A 16,717-nucleotide genomic window follows, 5' to 3' on the forward strand; every position below is an offset into this window, starting at 1 on the left:
GGGTCAGCCGATCGCGGGGTCGTTCAGGTGCCTGGCAGCGCGGGTGGATCGGCAGGCGAGCATCGCGTCATGTCCTCACTCAGGGTGTCCACGCCCTGGTTCGACGAGTCCGGCGGCGAGAGTTCCTGGCTCCCGGGGGTGTCTACCCCGGTGACAGTGGCGGGACCGCGCCGGATTCGCACCGGCTTCCTCTCCTGCTGCCGTAAATGGCTCCGGCAGTCCACCACGGGCCTTCGAGACCCGTCAACTTGCTGTTGACCTGCGACGGGGGAGTGTGCAGAACCCCACACGACCGGTCATGGAAGAACGGCCGGGCGGGCACGGAACGGGGAGTTCCGTGCCCGCCCGGCCGTCGGACGAGGCGGTGGTCAGGCCACGATCAGATAGATCCCGTACGCCACCGCCGCCGCGCAGGCCGCGAAGCAGGCGTAGGCGCCGGTGACCGCGAGAGCGGCCGAGCCGCCCTGGGCGGTGGCCCGCTCCTGGCGGGAGAGGCCCATGATGCCGAGGGTGAACAGGGCCACGAGGCCCACGGTGACGACGAGGCTGACGCCGAAGACGGAGCCGAGGGCTTCCCAGTCGATCTTCATGGTGAGGCTTCCTTAGGACTGGTGCGGGCTCAGACGGCGGCCGGCGGGGCGGCCGTTTCCGGGGCGGCTGTCTCCGGGGCTGCGGGCGGGGCCGGGATCGTGGCGGTGAGGCCGTCGGTCACGGTGCCCGCGGGCGGCGGGGTCACGGCGGCGATCGCCTGCGTCACCACACCGGCCGGCTCGTCGGTCGCGTTGACGTTGGACGCGTCCACCACCTCGCGGCGCGAGATCTTCCAGATCGCCGCGCTGGAGGCGACGAGGAAGACCGCCACGAGCGCGGTGCCCCAGTCACCGAGACCGGTGACCGACTCGGCGAGCGCGCCGACCAGGGCCGCCGCCGGGAGGGTGAGCCCCCAGGCCACGAACATCCGGGTGGCCGTGGACCACCGCACGACCCCGCCCTTGCGGCCGAGGCCCGCGCCCATCACCGAGCCGGAGACGGAGTGCGTGGTGGAGAGGGAGAAGCCGAGGTGGGAGGAGGCGAGGATGACGGTGGCCGCGCTGGTCTGGGCGGCGAAGCCCTGCTGCGGCTGGAGGTCGGTCAGGCCCTTGCCCATGGTGCGGATGATGCGCCAGCCGCCCAGGTAGGTGCCGAGCGCGATGGCGAGGCCCGCCGAGAGGATGACCCAGGTGGGCGGGTCGGAGTCGGGGGCGACGGCGCCGCCGGCGACCAGGGCGAGGGTGATGATGCCCATCGTCTTCTGCGCGTCGTTGGTGCCGTGGGCCAGCGAGACCAGGCCGGCCGAGGCGATCTGACCGGTGCGGTAGCCCTTCGCGGCGGCCTTGCCGTCGGCCTTCTTGCCGAGCGAGTAGGAGAGCCGGGTGGCCAGCATGGCGGCGACGCCCGCGACGATCGGGGCGGCGACCGCGGGGATCAGCACCTTGGTGACGAGCGCGTCACCGTGCACCGCGCCGAAGCCCGCCGAGGCGATGGTGGCGCCGATCAGGCCGCCCATGAGGGCGTGCGAGGAGCTGGAGGGCAGGCCCACCAGCCAGGTCAGGAGGTTCCAGAGGATCGCGCCGACCAGGGCGGCGAAGATGACCTCGGGACGGATGCCGGTCTCGTCGACGAGACCCTTGGAGATCGTGTTCGCGACCTCCACGGAGAGGAAGGCGCCCACAAGGTTCAGCACGGCGGACATGGCCACCGCGACCTTGGGCTTGAGCGCACCGGTCGAGATGGTGGTGGCCATCGCGTTGGCGGTGTCGTGAAAACCGTTCGTGAAATCGAACGCGAGTGCGGTCACGACCACAATCGCGAGGATCAGCGAGAAGTTTTCCATTTACCCAGGCAATCGTTCGAGGTCATTGGCATGTTGAAGGTAAGTAACCTGAGTGAACGGAAGATGAACTGAGGCAGGCCGCACGGTGACCGTAATCTCAGGCGATTGCCGGGCCCGGCCCCGCGCCCCCCGCCCGACCCACCCGCCCCAGGCCCACGGCCTGGCAGGATCACGGCATGGCTGAGGAACAGCGGGATCCGCGACACGTACAGGACAGCGGACAGGAGGAGGCGGAGGCCTGGTCCGAGCTGGTCGACACGGCCCGCCGGACGGTCTCCGACGGACTGGTCGTCGGCACCTCCGGCAACGTCTCGGTCCGGGTCGGGAACACGGTCCTGGTCACCCCGTCCGGCGTCCCCTACGACCGCCTCACACCGGCCGACCTGACGGGCGTCGACCTCCAGGGCCGGCAGGTCCTCGGCACCCTGGTCCCCACCAGCGAACTCCCCATGCACCTCGCGGTCTACCGCAGCACCGACGCCCGCGCGATCGTCCACACCCACGCCGTGCACGCCACGGCCGTCTCCACCCTCGTCCCCGAGCTCCCGGCGATCCACTACATGACCGGCGCGCTCGGCGGCCCCGTCCGGGTCGCCCCCTACGCCACGTACGGCACCGACGAGCTGGCCGAGAACATGCTCCGGGCCCTCACCGGCCGCACCGCCTGCCTCCTCCAGAACCACGGCACGATTGCATACGGCGCGAGCCTGTCCCAGGCGTACGACCGCACGGCCCAACTGGAATGGATGTCCCACCTCTGGCTCACAGCCCGCGCGGTACCGGGCCTGACGCCTCACCTGCTGACGGAGGAGCAGGTTGCCGAGGCCGGTGAGAGGTTGCGGGGGTACGGGCAGCGGGGGTGACGGCGCCTATGGGGGTGCCGGGTGCGGTTTTCGGGCGGCTGCGGGTGCGTTGTGGCTGGTCGCGCAGTTCCCCGCGCCCCCGCTGCGCTGGGCTTGAGCGGGGCGCTCACTTGGGTGCCGGGTGTGGTTCGCGGGCGGGTGCGGGTCCGTTGTGGCTGGTCGCGCAGTTCCCCGCGCCCCTGGGGGCGTGCAGCGGGCCTGCGCCACGACGGATCGCCCCTTCAGGGGCGCGGGGAACTGCGCAAAACGCCCGCCCCCACCCAGCCGCAGACAACCGGACGACCCCCGCCCACTGGCCCAACCCACCCGACCCCGCGAAACTGAAACACGTGCGCACTATCAAGACGAAGGCCGCCGCAGTCACCGCAACCCTGGCCGCCGGCGCCGCCGCGGCCGCCGCAGGCATCGTCGCCGGCCGCCTCGCCAGCGACGCCGGACTGAAGGCACCCCCCGGCCGCCCCCTCCCCGGTGAACCCCGCCTGACCGTGCACTCCACCGCGGCCGGCCGCATCGCCCTCACCCGCGACCTCGCCGCCCTCCGCCCCGGCACCTACGGCCTGGCAGGCGACGCCGCACACGCCGTCGTCGGCCCCGTCCTCACCGGGGAACCCCACTCCGCCGACACCGTCGTACGCCGCCTGGAACGCGTCACCCACGGCACCCTGAAACCCGGCGACAAGGTCCATCTCACCCCGAACGCCCACGTCGGCGACCCGACGTCCGCCCTCGGCCTCGACCACACGGACGTCGAGATCCCCGGCGAACTCGGCCCCCTGCCCGCCTGGTTCGTGCCCGGCACCAGGAACACCTGGGTCATCGCGGTCCACGGCCTCGGCCCGACCCGCGAACACGCCCTGAACGTGATGGAGTTCCTGCACCACCACCGCTTCCCGGTCCTCGCCCCCGCCTACCGCGGCGACGCCGACGCGCCCCGCCCGCCCGACGGCCTCCACCACTTCGGCGAGACCGAGTGGCGCGACCTGGACGCCGCGATGCGCTGGGCCGTCGACCACGGCGCCCGCCAACTCGTCCTGCACGGCTGGTCCACCGGCGCCACCATGGCCCTGCGCGCCGCCGCCCGCTCCCCACTGCGCGGCCGCGTCAAGGGACTCGTCCTGGACTCCCCGGTGCTCAGCTGGGAACGCACCCTGCGCGCCCTCGCCGCCGCCCGCCACACCCCCGGCGTCCTCCTGCCGCTCGCCGTGCGCGCGGCCCAGGGCCGCACCGGCCTGCCCAGCGACCACTCCGGCCTGTACGCCGACCGGACCGTCCCCTACGCCGACCACGCGGACCGTACCGACGACATGGGCCCCGACCGGCCCCCGCCCCCCACCCTGATCTTCCACGGCCCGGACGACACGATCGCCCCCTGGGACCTCTCCCGCCGTCTCGCCGCCACGCACTCGGACCGGATCACCCTCCACACGGTCGACCAGGCCCCCCACGCGGCCATGTGGAACGCCGACCCGAGCGCCTACGAGGAAGCACTGCGCCGCTTCCTCACGCCGCTGATGTGAGCCCCCGGCCCCCTGATCGGGCACTCGGAGGGTGGTACGGACCCCCCGCCCCCACCCCGTTCCCACCCCCGGTCCCACACCTTCCGTTTAAGCCCGTACCACTGGCCTGATCTCGGCGTATACCCCTCCGCGCGGCCCCTGCGTCGGCCCGGCCCGTCGCCCGCGGTGACATTCCGTTTGGGTTTTCGGACCGTCAACCGGAAGACTGCACCCGTGACGTCCCGTATCCCGCGCGACTCCAGGCTTCGACTCGTCCGCCCGCGACCCCTGGCCGCCGCCCCCACAGCTGTGAACCAGCGACGCCCTCGCCGCCCCGCGCCCCGCCCCCCGGAGGGCACTCCGGCCCCCGCGGAACTGGCCAGAATGGCGCGCTCCGGCCTGGCCGACGCGGCCCGCCTCGCCCACTGGGCCGACGACGCGCTACGGCCCGGCGGCGACGGCGCGAGCGACGGCAAGGGCACGCTCTCCGACGAGACGGCCGAACGCGCGGCCGCGGACCTCGGACTGACCGCGGCTCAGATCCGCGCCGACTGGGACACCGCCCGCCTCGCCGGCCTGGTCGAGGTGCACGGGAACAGCGCCCGCCCGGGCTGGCGGCTGCGCGCCTGGGACCGCGACGACAGTGCCGTGCTGCGCGGCTGGGTCGCCCTCTTCGACGCCTGGTCGCTCGCCCACCCGGAACCCGGCGACCGCGAGCCCGCCGCCGTCGCCGAGGTCGTCTCGGCCATGCCCCAGGTCCTCTCCTTCCTCCAGCTCTCCGCCGGACCGGTCCCCGTCGAGCAGCTCCTGGACCTCCTGGAGCAGCGCGTCGTCGAACTGCGCACCGAGCGCTGCGAGATCCCCTACGGCCCCCAGCCCGAGCCCGTGGAGGAGCCCGAGGCGACGGAGCCTCAGGACGCCCCCCTCGCCCCCCTTCTGGACTGGGCCCTGCGCGCCCTCGCCTCCGTCGGCGCCCTGACCTACGGCGACGGCCAGGCCACCCTCACCCCGCTCGGCAACTGGGCGGTGTGGGTCAAACTGGAGCAGATCTGCGTGGCCGCCCAGAGCCCCGCCGGGAACATCGAGGTCGCCGCCGAGGAGATGCTCCGCGGCTGCGCCCAGCTGCGCCCCAACGCGGCCCGCGCCGAGTACCGCGCCTGGCTCGCCGCCCGCCCGGTCGGCAGCGCCGTCACCGACTTGCTCGGCGCCGCCCGCGGCGACGACGCCCTGCTGCGCGGCCTCGCCTTCGAGGCCCTGCGGGTGGTCGGCGCCCCCGCCGAGCCCGACGTCCGCGCGGTGGCCGAGGAGCCCACCCTGCGGCCGTACGCCCTGCTGTGGCTGGCCGAGCACGACGGCATCGACCCTGAGGACGCCCACGAGGTCCTCACCCGGGAGGAGGCCACCTGGCTGTGGGTCGACACGGCTGCCGCCGTCGCGGACCACGGCGAGGCCCCGATGCTGGTGCGGCACCTGGAGTCCGCCCTCCAGCCGACCGTGCCCCAACTGCTCGACGAGGTCCGGGCCGTGGGCCATCCCCGCACCGTGCAGGTCCTGGTCGCGCTCGCCGCCGCCCACCCCGACCCGGCCCTCGCCAAGGCCGTCCGCCGCGCCGCCTTCCAGGTGCACACCGGAGGGTGAGCGCCGAAAGGTGACTGCCGGATGGTGAGCGCCGGAGGGTGAGTCAGACGCGTATCTCCGGCGCGTAGGTGCCGAAGCTCCAGATGTTGCCCTCGAGGTCCCGGGCCATGTAGTCGCGGGAGCCGTAGTCCTGGTCCGTCGGGGGCATCAGGATCTCCGCGCCGTGCTCCACGGCCCGGCGGTGGTGTGCGTCGACGTCGTCCACCACGACGTACACCCCGGTCGTGCCCGCCTCTTTCATCGCCGCGTCGAAGAGGCCGCCGCGGCCCTTGGAGCCGAGCATCACCGCGCCGTTGCCCTGCACCAGCTCGGCGTGCATCACCAGGCCGTCCTCGCCCTCGTACACCGACGACTCGGTGAACCCGAACACCTCCGTCAGCTGCCTGATCGCCGCCTTCGCGTCGGCGTACAGCAGGGTCGGGTAGATGCTCGGACGCGTGCCGCTCGTCCCCGTCATGCCGATCACTCCCTCGTGAACCGAGTGCCGTTGTCCCCTCTGCGAAACAGTCTTGCAGCGACCACTGACAATCGCCTGTGACCAGGCAGAACAGCCTGCGGCCCGGGCGGATCGCCGCTCAGCGGAAGGTGTCGCAGCGGGCCATGTCGCCCGACTCGTACCCCTGCCGGAACCACTGCTGCCGCTGCTCCGCCGACCCGTGCGTCCACGACTCCGGGGTCACCCGCCCCTGGAAGCGCTCCTGGATCCGGTCGTCGCCCACGGCCGCCGCCGCGTCCAGGCCGTCGGTGATGTCCGCGTCCGTGAGGCTCGTGATGAGCGGCCGGCCCGTGGACTCGTCCTTCGTGGTGGTCGCGTGCCGCGCCCACACGCCGGCGTAGCAGTCCGCCTGGAGCTCCACCCGCACCGCGTTGCTGCCGGCCCCGGTGCGCCCGTCCTGCGACCGGCTCAGCGTGCCGGTCAGGTCCTGCACGTGGTGCCCGTACTCGTGGGCCACCACGTACGCCTGCGCGAACGGGCCGCCGGTGGCCCCGAACTTGGAGCGCAGCTCGCCGAAGAACCCGAGGTCCAGATAGACCTTCCGGTCGCCCGGGCAGTAGAACGGCCCGACCGCCGAGGTGGCCGACCCGCACGCCGTGCCGACCCGCTCGCTGAAGAAGACCGTGCGGGAGGGCTCGTAGGATGCGCCGCGCCGCGTGAACTCCTGGTCCCAGTAGTCCTGGACGCTGTTGACCACTGCCACCATGCGGCAGTCGTCGCGGGTGTTCGCGTCCTGCCCGGTCCTGCAGTCCTGTTCGACCTGCGCGAGCCCGGAGGCCGTGGCGGCCGGCTGTCCGCCGCCGTCGGTGAGGCCGAGCTGGTCGGGGCCGACGCCGAGGAAGAGACCGAGGAGCAGGACGATCAGGCCGCCGATGCCACCCCCGATGGTCGCCTTCCCGCCCGGGACGCGGCTGCCGCGCACGTCCTGCACCTCGGAGGTGTCCAAACTGGCGTCGTCGTCGAACTGCATGCGGACACCGCCCTCTGCGCGTACCGGCCCCCGCAGGGCATCCTCGCCCGGCGGTCCCCGCCCGGCCCAGATCACCCACCCGAACGGGGGACGTCGACGGGACCGGCCGACGGAACCGACCGGATACCCGGAGCGAGACCGATCGAACACCCGAACGCAGAAAAAGTGCTTGCACGGCCCCGTTAGACTTGGCCCATGGCCATTCTCCTCGCGCATTAGACGGCGGGAACGTCCTCAGCCGCCCACCGCCCCACAACCCGCCCCTGGAGTCTGTCCGTGATCTCCGCCTCCGGTATCGAGCTGCGCGCCGGCGCCCGAGTCCTCATCGAGTCCGCCACCTTCCGCGTCGCCAAGGGCGACCGCATCGGTCTGGTCGGCCGCAACGGCGCGGGGAAGACCACGCTCACCAAGTGCCTCGCCGGCGAGGGCATCCCCGCCGCGGGCCAGATCACGCGCTCCGGCGAGGTCGGCTACCTCCCCCAGGACCCCCGCACCGGCGACCTCGACGTGCTCGCCCGCGACCGCATCCTCTCCGCGCGCGGCCTGGACGTCCTGCTGAAGAAGATGCGCGACAACGAACAGCGCATCGCGAACGGCCAGGGCGCCACCCGTGAGAAGGCCCTCAGGCAGTACGAGCGCCAGGAGACGGAGTTCCTCACCAAGGGCGGGTACGCCGCCGAGGCCGAGGCCGCCACCATCGCCGCCGCGCTGAACCTCCCCGACCGGGTGCTGGGCCAGCCCCTGCACACCCTCTCCGGTGGTCAGCGCCGCCGTATCGAACTGGCCCGGATCCTGTTCTCGGACGCCGACACCCTGCTCCTCGACGAGCCGACGAACCACCTCGACGCCGACTCGATCGTCTGGCTGCGGGACTACCTGAAGACCTACCGCGGCGGCTTCATCGTGATCTCCCACGACGTCGACCTGGTCGAGACGGTCGTCAACAAGGTGTTCTACCTGGACGCCAACCGCGCCCAGATCGACGTCTACAACATGGGCTGGAAGCTCTACCAGCAGCAGCGCGAGGCCGACGAGAAGCGCAGGAAGCGTGAGCGGCAGAACGCGGAGAAGAAGGCCGCCGCCCTGCACTCGCAGGCCGACAAGATGCGCGCCAAGGCCACCAAGACGGTCGCCGCGCAGAACATGGCCAAGCGCGCCGACAAGCTCCTGTCCGGCCTGGAGGCGGTCCGCCAGCAGGACAAGGTCGCCAAGCTCCGCTTCCCCGAGCCCGCGCCCTGCGGCAAGACCCCGCTGATGGCGGAGGGCCTGTCGAAGTCGTACGGCTCGCTGGAGATCTTCACCGACGTCGACCTGGCCATCGACAAGGGCTCCCGCGTGGTCATCCTGGGCCTCAACGGCGCGGGCAAGACGACCCTGCTGCGCCTGCTCGCCGGGACCGAGCAGCCGGACACCGGCGCGGTCGTGCCCGGTCACGGTCTCAAGCTCGGCTACTACGCCCAGGAGCACGAGACCCTCGACCCGGAGCGCACGGTCCTGGAGAACATGCGCTCGGCGGCGCCCGACCTCGATCTCGTCGAGGTGCGCAAGACGCTGGGTTCCTTCCTGTTCTCCGGCGACGACGTCGACAAGCCGGCCGGGGTCCTCTCCGGCGGCGAGAAGACCCGCCTCGCGCTCGCCACCCTGGTCGTCTCCTCGGCCAACGTCCTGCTCCTGGACGAGCCCACCAACAACCTCGACCCGGCCAGCCGCGAGGAGATCCTCGGCGCGCTGCGCACCTACAAGGGCGCGGTCGTCCTGGTCACCCACGACGAGGGCGCCGTCGAGGCGCTCCAGCCGGAGCGGATCATCCTGCTGCCGGACGGCGTCGAGGACCTGTGGGGCGCGGACTACGCCGACCTCGTCGCCCTGGCGTGATCCACAGCGGATGGATCATTCGGCCTATCGGTGATCCACCATCTGTGTGAGATCTCCTCGTACCGAGGTGTGTCCTACATCCATTTCACGGCCGAGTCCTCTATCGCGGGGGGCTCGGCCGTCGTACATCGCTGACCTGGTATTTCACAAAAGAACCCGTTCGGTGGTCCGAACACCTCTCTACGGAATTTCACATTCCGTATGTGGGGACTCGCTCCTGTCGTCAAAACCATGTCTCACGGACCTTGCCGAATGGGTGGCCATGAACGCCCGGAGGGGTGATCATGAGGAGACCAGAGCGCACTTCCCATGAGGAGGCACGGGTGGCCGAGACTCTGAAGAAGGGCAGCCGGGTGACCGGCGCCGCGCGCGACAAGCTCGCGGCAGACCTGAAGAAGAAGTACGACTCCGGTGCGAGCATTCGGGCGCTGGCCGAGGAAACCGGCCGCTCGTATGGCTTCGTCCACCGGATGCTCAGCGAATCGGGCGTCACGCTTCGAGGGCGTGGCGGAGCGACGCGGGGCAAGAAGGCCGCATCGTCCTGAACCGGGCGGCCCATCGGCTTCGATGGTGGCCACCCGGTCGATCGACCGGTCGACCGGGTGGTTACTGTGCAGTCACTTAGCTGTGCCGAGCCACGGCACTGAGATGACCGCACGCATCGGAGGCGCCTCATGGCTACGTCCAGCCAGGACGGCCAGGAACTCGTTCCCCTGCTCGACAAGGACGGCGTACGGCTCACCGTCGAGGACACCCTCGCCACGGTGACGCTGACCAACCCCGCCAAGCGCAACGCCCAGAGTCCCGCTCTGTGGCGTGCCCTCGGCGAGGCGGGCCGGCTGCTGCCGGGCTCCGTCCGGGTCGTCGTCCTGCGTGGCGAGGGCAAGTCCTTCTCCGCCGGGCTCGACCGGCAGATGTTCACGCCGGAGGGGATCGAGGGCGAGCCGTCGTTCATCGACCTCGCCCGCAGCGGTGACTCCGAACTCGACGCCGCCATCGCCGAGTTCCAGGAGGGATTCACCTGGTGGCGGCGCAGTGACGTCGTGTCCATCGCCGCCGTACAGGGGCACGCCATCGGAGCCGGTTTCCAGCTGGCCCTCGCCTGTGACCTGCGCGTCGTCGCCGACGACGTGCAGTTCGCCATGCGCGAGACCAGCCTCGGCCTGGTCCCCGACCTCACCGGCACCCACCCGTTGGTGGGCCTCGTCGGCTACGCCCGGGCGCTGGAGATCTGCGCCACCGGGCGCTTCGTCACGGCCGAGGAGGCGGTGAACACCGGCCTCGCCAACCTCGCCGTACCGCTGGACCAGCTCGACGGCGCGGTCAAGGACCTGGCGGCGGCGCTCCTGTCCGCCCCCCGCGACGCGGTCATCGAGACCAAGGCGCTGCTGCGTGGCGCCCAGGACCGCACCTACGACGAGCAGCGCGGCGCCGAGCGGGCCGCCCAGACCCGACGGCTGCGGGACCTGGCCGGCATCGGGGACTGACCCGGTCACGGGGGTCGGCGGGCATCGGGGACGGACCCTGTCACGGCCGTCAGCAGCACCGCGTCGGCGACTGGCCCGGTCACGGCCGTCACCATCACCCGCGTCGGGGACTAACTCACCACGGCCGTCACCAGCACGGCCACCGTCGGATGATCCGGCAGCGCGGCGCCCACGGCGGCGCGGACCTCACGGGCCACGTCCACGGCCCGGCGGCCCGCGCCGACCGCCAGTTCGACGCGGACATGGCGGCGTGGCAGTGCGCCCTCCCCGGTCTCCCGGTCCCCGATGTGCACGGGGCGCCCCAGGAGACCGGTCAGCGTGCTCACACCGGGCACCGCCAGCGCGGCGACGGCCGCCAGGGTCTCGTCGCCGGGCGCGGCTTCCGCGGGCTGCCGTACGGACGAGGGCTCCGGTCGCCCTTCCGGTCGTACGGAGGAGGCTTCCGCCGCCTCGTCCCGCAGGGCCGTCTCGTCCAGCAGAGCCGTCACCCGCAGGTCCACCTCGGCGAGATCGAGGCCCAGCGACTCGGCGGCCGCCCCGGCGAGGACCGTGCGCAGCAGCTCCGCCGTCTCCGGCAACGGCTCGGCGGGGGTGGCCTCGAACTCCGCGGACAGCCGCAGCGGGCCGGGCCGCAGCGCGGACGGCGGCGCCGGTACGACGGACTCGTCAGCGTCCCCCGGATGGGCGAGTCCGATGCGCACGGTGCCCAGCCGTGCCCCCACAAGGCCGTCAGCGGCGGTCCGCAGCACCGCCGTGGCCGCCTCCTCGGAGATCCACGCCCCGTCGCCCGGCCCGCCCAGGGGCAGCAGCCTGCCCAGTCCCAGCTGGTGCCGCACCGTCCGTGCCCACTGCTCCGCCGTCATTCCTCCAGCCTGCCGCATCTCCGGCGCGAGATCGCGCCAGCGCACTTACGGTGGTCGAAGGAGGACCACCGAAAGGGGTGACGGCGATGACCGACATGACGCAGAGCACCGAGGCGGAGCCGCAGCTGCGCAAGACCACCAGGCGCGGTGGCGGCGACCCGGCCACCCGAGGCCGTACCACCATCGCCGACGGGGTCGTGGAGAAGATCGCCGGGCTCGCGGCCCGGGACGTCCTCGGCGTGCACGCCATGGGCAGCGGCCTGAGCCGCACCTTCGGTGCCGTGCGCGACCGGGTGCCCGGCGGCTCCAAGTCCGTGACCCGCGGGGTCAAGGCCGAGGTCGGCGAGGTGCAGACCGCGCTCGACCTGGAGATCGTCGTCGACTACGGCGTCTCGATCGCCGACGTGGCCAAGGCCGTACGGGAGAACGTCGTGGCCGCCGTGGAGCGCATGACCGGGCTGGAGGTCGTCGAGGTCAACATCGCGGTGAGCGATGTGAAGCTGCCCGACGAGGAGGACGAGGAACCGGAACCCCGGATCCAGTGACCGCACCCACCTTGAGGACCTTCAGAGGAGCGCACGATGAGCATGGCCGTGGTCGGCATGATCGCCGGCATGGCGCTGGGCTTCGCAGGGTATTTCGGCGGGTTCGGTGCCTTCCTGCTGGTGGCGGCGCTGGGCGCCATCGGCTTCGTCGTCGGCCGGTTCCTGGAGGGGGACCTGGAGGTCGGCGACTTCTTCCGCAGCCGTGACGACCGGCGTGACCGGCGGCCATGACGCCCGTCAGCAGCGAGACCGGTGAGGCGGGCGAGACGGAGGCGTTCCGCAGACCCGGGACCGCCGACGCCGTGGCACCGGGCGAGCGGGGCGCGACCCGCATCGCCGACCGGGTGGTGGCGAAGGTCGCCGGACAGGCCGCCCGCGAGGCGCTCGGAGCGCTGCCCGCCGACGCCGAACCCCCGTACGCCACCGTCGTCGTCCACCACGGCCTGGCCCGCGTCCGCATGCACCTGGAACTCGACTACCCCTGCGACATCGGGGCGCGTTGCAAAGCCGTGCGTCAGCAAGTGGTCCAGCGGGTAGTCGCGTTGGTGGGCATGGAGGTGTCGGAGGTCGCCGTCCAGGTGGAGCGGCTGCATCCGGCACAGGGACACGGCGCGGCACAGGGGAGGACGCGATGAGCGAGCCCCAGGGCTCCGAGGGCACCACACAACGACTGCCGGTCATCGAACGGGCGGCCGAACCGGACCAGCGCGGCCAGTCCGCGTCGGCGGCCGCGTACGGACCCCCACCGGTCCCGGAGGGCGGGACGGGCGGCACCCAACGCCGGTTCTGGTCGGCGCGCAGGATCCCGGCGGCCGTAGTCGCGCTGCTGCTCCTGCTCACCGCGGGCGTGTTCCTCTACGACATCGCAGCCGTCCGGGCCCACCGGCCGCCTATGCACTGGCGCCGCGAACTCGCCCACCAGCTCGCCACCCGCCCCCTGGACGACACGTGGGTCCTGGTCGGCGCGGGCGTGGCCGCACTCCTCGGCCTGTGGCTGATCGTGCTGGCCGTGACACCGGGCCTGCGCGCGGTCCTCCCGATGCACCGCGCCCACCCCGACGTCCGCGCCGGACTCCACCGGGACGCCGCCGCCATGGTCCTGCGCGACCGGGCCATGGAGGTGGCCGGCGTCCAGTCCGCGCGGGTCCGGATGAGGCGGCGGAAGGCCGACGTCCGCGCCGTCTCCCACTTCCGCGAACTGGACGACGTGCGCGCCGACCTGGACCTGACCCTCGCGGAGGCGATCAGGGGACTGGGTCTGTCCCGGCCCCCCGCCCTCGCGGTGCATGTGGCGCGCGCCGCCCGGAAGAAGGGCTGAGACCGATGCTGAGGACCGTCAACCGCGTACTGATCGGCCTGGTGGGTCTGTCGCTGCTGGTGCTCGGCGGCTCGGTGCTCGCCGTGGGCCTCGGCGTGGACCCGCCGTCCTGGTGGATCCACGACGGCAAGCACGACGTCCTGCTGAGCGACGCCGAGCGCACCCGCTGGAACGACGAGAGCTGGTGGTGGCCGACGGTCATCGCCGCGCTGGCCCTCGTGGTGCTCCTGACCCTGTGGTGGCTGACGGCGGTCCTGCGCAGGCGCCGCCTCACGGAGGTCCGCGTCAACACGGGCGACGGCGAGGGCGCGCTGCTGAGGGGCCGGGCCCTGGAGGGCGTACTGGCGAGCGACGCGGGCCGGTTGGACGGCGTGCAGCGAGCCCAAGCCCGCCTGAAGGGCCGCCCGGACGCCCCGGAGACCCACGTACACCTCCACCTGGAACCGCACGCGGACCCGGGGACAACCCTGAACTACCTGACGGAAGAGTCCCTGGCACACGCCCGCAATTCAGCGGGGCTCGAGTCCCTTCCGGCCGAGGTCCGCATGACCGCCGTCAAGCACAAAGCAGAAAGGGTCAGTTGAGGAGCTTTTGGCTTTTAGGGGCGCGGGGCTGTATCGATGTGCGGCTCCGCCGCGTGGGCGCGACAAGCCCCCACCGGCCCGCGCCTCAAAACCCATGCCTCATGCCCCCATCAACGGGCAACATGACCCCGGTCAAATAAGAAGCAGCCGGCGACAGCAAAAACGCCGACACCCGCCCGAATTCCTCCGGCGTCCCATACCGCCGCAACGGAATCCGGGACTCGTTCGCCGCCCGAGTAGCCTCCGGATCCGCGGACATCCCGTCCAGCTCCCGCACACGATCCGTGTCGATACGGGACGGCAGAAGCCCCACCACCCGAATTCCGCGCGGCCCCAATTCGTCGGAGAGCGACTTCGCGAACCCGGCGAGCCCGGGCCGCAGCCCGTTCGAAATGGTCAACCCGGGAAGCGGCTCGTGCACCGACGCCGACAGTACGAACCCGATGACACCCCCGGCCTCCAGCTCCGCCGCAGCCGCCCGAGCCAGACGAACGGCCCCCAGGAACACCGACTCGAACGCGGCCTGCCACTGCTCGTCCGTGTTGTCGGCGACGAAGCCGGGCGCGGGCCCGCCGACACTGATGAGCACCCCGTCGAACCCGCCGAAATGCTCACGCGCGGCGGCGATCAGAGCCTCCGCCGCCGACGGGTCGGCGTTGTCGACGCCCACGCCCACCGCGTTCGGCCCCAACTCCGCCGCCGCAGCGAGCGCACGCGACTCGTCCCGCCCGGTCACCACGACCTTCGCCCCGTCCGCGACCAGCTCACGCGCGGCCGCGTTGCCCAGCCCACGGGTCGCTCCGGTGACGACGTACACACGGTCCTTCAGCCCAAGATCCATGGCCCCTATCCTGCCTGCTCGGCACCGAAGAGCGTGAGGGCGGTCGTCACCAGTCCGATGTGACTGAACGCCTGCGGGAAGTTCCCGAGCTGCGCGCCGGCCACCGGGTCGTACTCCTCGGACAGCAGCCCCACGTCGTTGGCGAGGCCCAGCAGCCGTTCGAACAGGGCCCGCGCCTCCGTCCTGCGGCCCGTCATGTGCAGCGCGTCGGCGAGCCAGAACGAGCACACCAGGAAGCTGCCCTCACCACCGGGCAGCCCGTCCACCGGCGTCTCCTCGGCGCTGTACCGCCGTACGAACCCGTCGTGCTCCAGCTCGGCGCGGACCGCGTCGATGGTGCCGACCACCCGCGGGTCGTCCGCGGGCAGGAAGCCGACGCGGGGGATCAACAGCAGGGACGCGTCGAGCTCGCGGGAGCCGTAGTACTGGGTGAAGGTGTTGCGTTCGGCGTCGTAGCCCTTCTCGCAGACCTCGCGGTGGACCTCGTCGCGCAGCGCGCGCCAGCCCTCCAGGTCGCCGCCCAGCTCGGGGAAGGCCTCCAGGGCACGCACCGCGCGGTCGGCGGCGACCCACACCATGACCTTGGAGTGGACGAAGTCGCGGCGCCCGCCGCGCACCTCCCAGATCCCCTCGTCCGGCTGCCGCCAGGAGGACTGGAGGAAGCCCAGCAGGACGCTCTGGAGGGACCACATGTGCGGCTGGGCGGACAATCCGGCCCGCCGGGCCAGGAACAGGGAGTCCATGACCTCGCCGTACACGTCCAGCTGGAGCTGTTTCACCGCCTCGTTGCCGATCCGCACCGGCCGGGAGCCGCCGAAGCCGGACAGCCAGGGCAGTTCGAACTCGGGCAACCGCCGCTCGCCCGCGACGCCGTACATGATCTGGAGGTCCGCGGGGTCACCGGCGACCGCGCGCAGCAGCCAGTTCCGCCAGGCCTCGGCCTCCTCCAGGTAGCCGCACTGCACGAGGGCGCCCAGGGTGAGGGTGGAGTCGCGCAGCCAGCAGTAGCGGTAGTCCCAGTTGCGCACCCCGCCCATCTCCTCGGGCAGCGAGGTGGTGGCCGCGGCCACGATGCCGCCGGTGGGCCGGTAGGTGAGCGCCTTGAGGGTGATCAGGGAGCGGACCACGGCGTCCCGGTGCGGGCCGTCGTAGCGGCAGCGCGCCGACCACTCCTGCCAGTCGGCCACGCTGCTCTCCAGCGTCTCGAACGGGTCGGTCAGCGGAGGGCGCGGCTCGTGCGAGGGGTGCCAGGTGAGGACGAACGCGACTTTCTCGCCCTCCTCGACGGTGAACTCCGAGTGCGTGCCGAAGTGTTCGCCCCAGGTGTGCACCGGGGGCACGCTGCGCAGCCACGTCGAGTCGGGTCCCGCGATGGCCACCCGCTGCCCGTGGGCCCTGCGCACCCACGGCACGATCGAGCCGTACTCGAAGCGCAGCCGCAGCGTGCTGCGCACGGTGACCCGGCCGCGCAGGCCTTCCACGATCCGTACGAGGTCGGGGGCGACGTCGCGCTGCGGCATCAGGTCGGTGACCCGCACCGCGCCCTCGTCGGTCTCCCACTCGGTGTCCAGGACGAGGGTCCCGGGGCGGTAGCCGCGCCGGGTGCACCGGTCCGCGCCCTGCGGGGCGATCCGCCAGTGGCCGTTCTCCTCGTCGCCGAGCAGCCGCGCGAAGCAGGCCGCCGAGTCGAAGCGGGGCAGGCACAGCCAGTCCACGGAGCCGTCCGTGCCGACCAGGGCGGCGGTCTGTTCGTCGCCGATGAGGGCGTAGTCCTCGATACGGGGGATCCGGTGAGCCGGCGGGGTTCGGGGGTGCACGCAGTGCGGATTCCCGGCTGGCCGAAACGGCAATCAACGGTGGGGCCGGGG

Annotated in this window: 18 protein-coding genes and 1 riboswitch; of the genes, 11 read left to right on the forward strand and 7 right to left on the reverse strand. The window is 72.3% G+C overall.

The window, feature by feature from the left end:
* Positions 1-100: 100 nt before the first annotated feature.
* Positions 101-240, reverse strand: a riboswitch (cobalamin riboswitch).
* Between the two features lie 128 nt (positions 241-368).
* Together AQJ54_RS12365 and AQJ54_RS12370 are read right to left on the reverse strand one after the other, a co-directional pair.
* Positions 369-590, reverse strand: a complete 222-nt coding sequence (locus AQJ54_RS12365) for a hypothetical protein (RefSeq protein ID WP_020140762.1) — start codon at positions 588-590, stop codon at positions 369-371.
* A 29-nt stretch (positions 591-619) separates the two neighbouring features.
* Positions 620-1,873 (reverse strand): inorganic phosphate transporter, encoded by a 1,254-nt coding sequence (locus AQJ54_RS12370; RefSeq protein ID WP_062236876.1) that lies wholly within the window; start codon positions 1,871-1,873, stop codon positions 620-622.
* A gap of 176 nt (positions 1,874-2,049) precedes the next feature.
* On the opposite strand from AQJ54_RS12370, the gene AQJ54_RS12375 reads away from it, so the two are divergent.
* From AQJ54_RS12375 to AQJ54_RS12385, 3 genes are all read left to right on the forward strand, one after another.
* Positions 2,050-2,736 (forward strand): class II aldolase/adducin family protein, encoded by a 687-nt coding sequence (locus AQJ54_RS12375; RefSeq protein ID WP_062236881.1) that lies wholly within the window; start codon positions 2,050-2,052, stop codon positions 2,734-2,736.
* A gap of 329 nt (positions 2,737-3,065) precedes the next feature.
* Positions 3,066-4,253, forward strand: coding sequence for an alpha/beta hydrolase (locus AQJ54_RS12380; protein WP_062024282.1), 1,188 nt, complete (start codon positions 3,066-3,068; stop codon positions 4,251-4,253).
* A gap of 363 nt (positions 4,254-4,616) precedes the next feature.
* Positions 4,617-5,870, forward strand: a complete 1,254-nt coding sequence (locus AQJ54_RS12385; protein WP_062024280.1) for a hypothetical protein — start codon at positions 4,617-4,619, stop codon at positions 5,868-5,870.
* Between the two features lie 43 nt (positions 5,871-5,913).
* Here AQJ54_RS12385 and AQJ54_RS12390 read toward each other — a convergent pair whose 3' ends face one another.
* Positions 5,914-6,327 carry a VOC family protein gene (locus AQJ54_RS12390; protein ID WP_030318409.1) on the reverse strand — a complete coding sequence of 138 codons (414 nt, stop codon included), beginning with the start codon at positions 6,325-6,327 and terminating at the stop codon, positions 5,914-5,916.
* A gap of 118 nt (positions 6,328-6,445) precedes the next feature.
* On the reverse strand, positions 6,446-7,336 hold the full coding sequence (ypfJ, locus tag AQJ54_RS12395) for a KPN_02809 family neutral zinc metallopeptidase (RefSeq protein WP_062024278.1): 891 nt from the start codon (positions 7,334-7,336) through the stop codon (positions 6,446-6,448).
* A 276-nt stretch (positions 7,337-7,612) separates the two neighbouring features.
* On the opposite strand from ypfJ, the gene AQJ54_RS12400 reads away from it, so the two are divergent.
* The 3 genes from AQJ54_RS12400 (at position 7,613) to AQJ54_RS12410 (ending at position 10,698) form a co-directional block, all read left to right on the forward strand.
* Positions 7,613-9,211: an ABC-F family ATP-binding cassette domain-containing protein gene (locus tag AQJ54_RS12400; protein ID WP_062024277.1), complete on the forward strand. Its 1,599-nt coding sequence runs from the start codon at positions 7,613-7,615 to the stop codon at positions 9,209-9,211.
* A gap of 323 nt (positions 9,212-9,534) precedes the next feature.
* Positions 9,535-9,756 carry a helix-turn-helix domain-containing protein gene (locus tag AQJ54_RS12405; RefSeq protein WP_004002281.1) on the forward strand — a complete coding sequence of 74 codons (222 nt, stop codon included), beginning with the start codon at positions 9,535-9,537 and terminating at the stop codon, positions 9,754-9,756.
* A 129-nt stretch (positions 9,757-9,885) separates the two neighbouring features.
* Positions 9,886-10,698 (forward strand): enoyl-CoA hydratase/isomerase family protein, encoded by an 813-nt coding sequence (locus tag AQJ54_RS12410; RefSeq protein WP_062024275.1) that lies wholly within the window; start codon positions 9,886-9,888, stop codon positions 10,696-10,698.
* Positions 10,699-10,808: 110 nt separating this feature from the next.
* Here AQJ54_RS12410 and AQJ54_RS12415 read toward each other — a convergent pair whose 3' ends face one another.
* A complete protein-coding gene (locus tag AQJ54_RS12415) occupies positions 10,809-11,561 on the reverse strand; it encodes a hypothetical protein (protein WP_062236883.1) in 753 nt (250 codons plus the stop codon).
* Positions 11,562-11,647: 86 nt separating this feature from the next.
* Here AQJ54_RS12415 and AQJ54_RS12420 point away from each other — a divergent pair, with 86 nt between their 5' ends.
* The 5 genes from AQJ54_RS12420 to amaP are packed head-to-tail and all read left to right on the forward strand — an operon-like array spanning position 11,648 to position 14,008.
* Positions 11,648-12,106 (forward strand): Asp23/Gls24 family envelope stress response protein, encoded by a 459-nt coding sequence (locus tag AQJ54_RS12420; protein WP_020140752.1) that lies wholly within the window; start codon positions 11,648-11,650, stop codon positions 12,104-12,106.
* Positions 12,107-12,142: 36 nt separating this feature from the next.
* Positions 12,143-12,337, forward strand: coding sequence for a hypothetical protein (locus tag AQJ54_RS12425; protein ID WP_062024273.1), 195 nt, complete (start codon positions 12,143-12,145; stop codon positions 12,335-12,337).
* On the forward strand, positions 12,334-12,741 hold the full coding sequence (locus tag AQJ54_RS12430) for an Asp23/Gls24 family envelope stress response protein (protein WP_248845339.1): 408 nt from the start codon (positions 12,334-12,336) through the stop codon (positions 12,739-12,741). Before AQJ54_RS12425 ends, AQJ54_RS12430 begins: the two co-directional genes overlap by 4 nt.
* Positions 12,738-13,424 (forward strand): DUF6286 domain-containing protein, encoded by a 687-nt coding sequence (locus AQJ54_RS12435; RefSeq protein ID WP_062236887.1) that lies wholly within the window; start codon positions 12,738-12,740, stop codon positions 13,422-13,424. Before AQJ54_RS12430 ends, AQJ54_RS12435 begins: the two co-directional genes overlap by 4 nt.
* Before the next feature lie 5 nt (positions 13,425-13,429).
* Positions 13,430-14,008, forward strand: a complete 579-nt coding sequence (amaP, locus tag AQJ54_RS12440) for an alkaline shock response membrane anchor protein AmaP (protein ID WP_062236890.1) — start codon at positions 13,430-13,432, stop codon at positions 14,006-14,008.
* A gap of 85 nt (positions 14,009-14,093) precedes the next feature.
* On the opposite strand, the gene AQJ54_RS12445 is transcribed toward amaP, so the two are convergent.
* Both AQJ54_RS12445 and AQJ54_RS12450 read right to left on the reverse strand, forming a co-directional pair.
* On the reverse strand, positions 14,094-14,849 hold the full coding sequence (locus AQJ54_RS12445) for an SDR family oxidoreductase (RefSeq protein WP_062236893.1): 756 nt from the start codon (positions 14,847-14,849) through the stop codon (positions 14,094-14,096).
* A 5-nt stretch (positions 14,850-14,854) separates the two neighbouring features.
* On the reverse strand, positions 14,855-16,666 hold the full coding sequence (locus tag AQJ54_RS12450) for a glycoside hydrolase family 15 protein (RefSeq protein ID WP_211278524.1): 1,812 nt from the start codon (positions 16,664-16,666) through the stop codon (positions 14,855-14,857).
* Positions 16,667-16,717 lie beyond the last annotated feature (51 nt).

It is taken from the genome of Streptomyces griseorubiginosus (assembly GCF_001514195.1).
Classification (GTDB): domain Bacteria; phylum Actinomycetota; class Actinomycetes; order Streptomycetales; family Streptomycetaceae; genus Streptomyces; species Streptomyces griseorubiginosus.

Excerpts from the sequence above, each read along its gene's own strand:
- AQJ54_RS12430 (WP_248845339.1), top strand. The coding sequence starts at position 12,334 with ATGACGCCCGTCAGCAGCGAGACCGGTGAGGCGGGCGAGACGGAGGCG.
- AQJ54_RS12425 (WP_062024273.1), top strand. The coding sequence starts at position 12,143 with ATGAGCATGGCCGTGGTCGGCATGATCGCCGGCATGGCGCTGGGCTTC.
- AQJ54_RS12435 (WP_062236887.1), top strand. The coding sequence starts at position 12,738 with ATGAGCGAGCCCCAGGGCTCCGAGGGCACCACACAACGACTGCCGGTC.
- AQJ54_RS12445 (WP_062236893.1), bottom strand. The coding sequence starts at position 14,849 with ATGGATCTTGGGCTGAAGGACCGTGTGTACGTCGTCACCGGAGCGACC.
- AQJ54_RS12370 (WP_062236876.1), bottom strand. The coding sequence starts at position 1,873 with ATGGAAAACTTCTCGCTGATCCTCGCGATTGTGGTCGTGACCGCACTC.
- AQJ54_RS12365 (WP_020140762.1), bottom strand. The coding sequence starts at position 590 with ATGAAGATCGACTGGGAAGCCCTCGGCTCCGTCTTCGGCGTCAGCCTC.
- AQJ54_RS12390 (WP_030318409.1), bottom strand. The coding sequence starts at position 6,327 with ATGACGGGGACGAGCGGCACGCGTCCGAGCATCTACCCGACCCTGCTG.
- amaP (WP_062236890.1), top strand. The coding sequence starts at position 13,430 with ATGCTGAGGACCGTCAACCGCGTACTGATCGGCCTGGTGGGTCTGTCG.
- ypfJ (WP_062024278.1), bottom strand. The coding sequence starts at position 7,336 with ATGCAGTTCGACGACGACGCCAGTTTGGACACCTCCGAGGTGCAGGAC.
- AQJ54_RS12415 (WP_062236883.1), bottom strand. The coding sequence starts at position 11,561 with ATGACGGCGGAGCAGTGGGCACGGACGGTGCGGCACCAGCTGGGACTG.
- AQJ54_RS12420 (WP_020140752.1), top strand. The coding sequence starts at position 11,648 with ATGACCGACATGACGCAGAGCACCGAGGCGGAGCCGCAGCTGCGCAAG.
- AQJ54_RS12375 (WP_062236881.1), top strand. The coding sequence starts at position 2,050 with ATGGCTGAGGAACAGCGGGATCCGCGACACGTACAGGACAGCGGACAG.
- AQJ54_RS12410 (WP_062024275.1), top strand. The coding sequence starts at position 9,886 with ATGGCTACGTCCAGCCAGGACGGCCAGGAACTCGTTCCCCTGCTCGAC.
- AQJ54_RS12385 (WP_062024280.1), top strand. The coding sequence starts at position 4,617 with ATGGCGCGCTCCGGCCTGGCCGACGCGGCCCGCCTCGCCCACTGGGCC.